At 58.7% G+C, this 2,019-nt stretch carries 3 protein-coding genes; all 3 read right to left on the bottom strand.

The annotated features are described in order from the left end of the window. Nucleotides 1-476 precede the first annotated feature (476 nt). The 3 genes from BO1_RS56805 to BO1_RS48700 are packed head-to-tail and all read right to left on the bottom strand — an operon-like array spanning nucleotide 477 to nucleotide 1,661. The gene (locus BO1_RS56805) at nucleotides 477-1,109 is read right to left on the bottom strand and encodes an addiction module antidote protein (RefSeq protein ID WP_084688859.1); all 633 of its coding nucleotides are present in this window, start codon (nucleotides 1,107-1,109) and stop codon (nucleotides 477-479) included. Then, nucleotides 1,090-1,428 (bottom strand): type II toxin-antitoxin system RelE/ParE family toxin, encoded by a 339-nt coding sequence (locus BO1_RS48705; protein ID WP_028223762.1) that lies wholly within the window; start codon nucleotides 1,426-1,428, stop codon nucleotides 1,090-1,092. The genes BO1_RS56805 and BO1_RS48705 overlap by 20 nt, the downstream gene beginning before the upstream one ends. Further along, on the bottom strand, nucleotides 1,425-1,661 hold the full coding sequence (locus BO1_RS48700) for a type II toxin-antitoxin system ParD family antitoxin (RefSeq protein WP_028223761.1): 237 nt from the start codon (nucleotides 1,659-1,661) through the stop codon (nucleotides 1,425-1,427). The genes BO1_RS48705 and BO1_RS48700 overlap by 4 nt, the downstream gene beginning before the upstream one ends. Between the last annotated feature and the right edge of the window lie 358 nt (nucleotides 1,662-2,019).

Below are 2,019 nucleotides of genomic sequence, written 5' to 3'. Positions count from 1 at the left end.
CCGGGTGCTCACCACCGTGGCGCCGGACGGCGCCATCCTGATGGCAACGTCCACGAAGACGACTAACGGCGTGGGTTGCTGACCCACGCCGGCAGGAGATAGACCCACGCGTTCGAAAACCTGTGCATCGTACTTTGCATTGACGATAGAAAGGACTGCGTATGATGATGTGAAAATTCGTTAATGCGGGACTATGTCAAATTCCGGTCGTAAGACAGTCTGGGTCATATTTGCGACTAACGGTCTGTTCTAGGCCACCAAGCAACATTTTTCCACGCGCCTGCAACAGCAGGGGAGCGGACAAGTCTGCAATTACTATGGGCTTCTTCGGTAGCACATGAAAATGCCATCGTTACGCCGGTTCTTCCATGGCAGTCCGGTCTTGCAGAAAATTCGTATAACTAATCAATTTAGGCGAGTTCGCGAGCTGACAATGGTCGGGGGCTCCAGTTTCCGCGAACGATATTCGCGGTCCATCAAATGCTCCCGCCGCTGATTGCTTGCCGGACGTCTGCAGTGCGGACCTTTACACCGAGCCGTGGGAATCGCACGCTGCGCCCCTTGGGCGATACTTTGACCGCTTTCAGGTCACGCGCGGTCGGCTGGCGATCAAGCGCGGCGAATTGTGGAAACCGGGTGATCGGGATGTGATACCGCACCCCGAGCGTGAATTCGACGCGCAGCTTACCCGCTTTCCTGGTGTAGCGTGCGCCTGCAATCTGCCAGATGTCCGATGCTTTCGGCTGCGTGGTTCGCTGGACGGTCAACTTGTAGCCCATCGCGCCGACGATACGCGCGATGGTATCGAAGCTGACATGCTTGTCAGTTAATGTCCGCTCGAAGGCCTTGCGCGTCATCCCTGCGCTACGCGCGATGTCCTTCACGCCCAATGCCCGCGCAACATTGCCGAGCGCTTGCTGGCACGACGCTGGGTCGCCTGCTTCGAACGACTGTGCGAGGTAGCGCTGGATGGCCCCTTCGTCGGTCAGGGAGCGTGCTGCGTCAAACGCTTTTGCTTTCGTCATGGTCTGAAAATGATGAAGCCCGCGATGCCGGATGGCTCGCGGGCTTTGTGCCGTGCAGATGGTGTCAATGGAACTCGCCGTCATCGCTCAACAGCCACGCCGGAATATCACGCCTGCCGTTGAGCACGCGCCAGACCTCGACGTGATCCTTGCGCTCAATGTAGAAGATCAGATGCGGGTAGCGATCGAGGGACCATGAGCGCAGGCCCGGTATGTCCAGCTCATACGCATAACGGGGAGAGCCAATGTTGGGGTGTTTGGCGAGATGCGCGTATGCCTGTTCGAGCTCCGCAATGAACCCGAGCGCTGCCTGTTCCGAGCCCTCGTCCACGAGGTAGTGGGTCAGCTCGTCTTCTACGTCCTGCCTGGCCAGCCGGGTCGGGATGACGGGCTTGGCCGTCATTTGCGCGAAGTACGCACGCGGGCGCGCAGCGATTCGAAGTAGTCGGGATCGGCCGGATCCGCGAGGCCCGAAGTCGCTCCCTGCAGGATCATTGCGCGCAGGCGCTTGCGATTCTGATCCTTACGGATAAGTTCTCGGACGTATTCGCTGCTCGTGCCGTAGCCGCACTCGCCGACCTGCTCGTCGACGTATTCCTTCAGCGAATCGGGAAGGGAAATGTTCATCGTGCTCATGCGAACCAGTCTATCAGACTTTGGCAAAATTTGCCAAGATCATCTTTCCGGAGATGTTCAGGTATGGCCTGACCGGTTCGAATGCCCTATCTGACGCAGCTTTCCGGAAAATCGTGCGGGCGGCGATGGACTGTCTCTCCTATCCGCTTCCAGGCCACTTAACGCCTTGTTAAGTGCCAGGCGCGGGATGGCCCCCGACGACACAACGAAAAGACGGGTTCAGGGCACGCCATCTACGTCGCGCGCTGCGGCCGTGTTCGGTCGTCAAGCGAGGTAACCGGTTATGGGGGGCGTGACCTTTACCCGGACCCGCTATCCAGCAGGATCCCGCGACAGCAAACTCAACGCATTAGGAGAC

The sequence above is a fragment of the Paraburkholderia oxyphila NBRC 105797 genome (assembly GCF_000685075.1).
Taxonomy (GTDB): domain Bacteria; phylum Pseudomonadota; class Gammaproteobacteria; order Burkholderiales; family Burkholderiaceae; genus Paraburkholderia; species Paraburkholderia oxyphila.
This window is presented reverse-complemented; position numbering and strand designations above follow the sequence as displayed.

Coding starts and splice junctions, on each gene's coding strand:
- BO1_RS48705 (WP_028223762.1), bottom strand. CDS start 1,428: ATGACGGCCAAGCCCGTCATCCCGACCCGGCTGGCCAGGCAGGACGTA.
- BO1_RS48700 (WP_028223761.1), bottom strand. CDS start 1,661: ATGAGCACGATGAACATTTCCCTTCCCGATTCGCTGAAGGAATACGTC.
- BO1_RS56805 (WP_084688859.1), bottom strand. CDS start 1,109: ATGACGGCGAGTTCCATTGACACCATCTGCACGGCACAAAGCCCGCGA.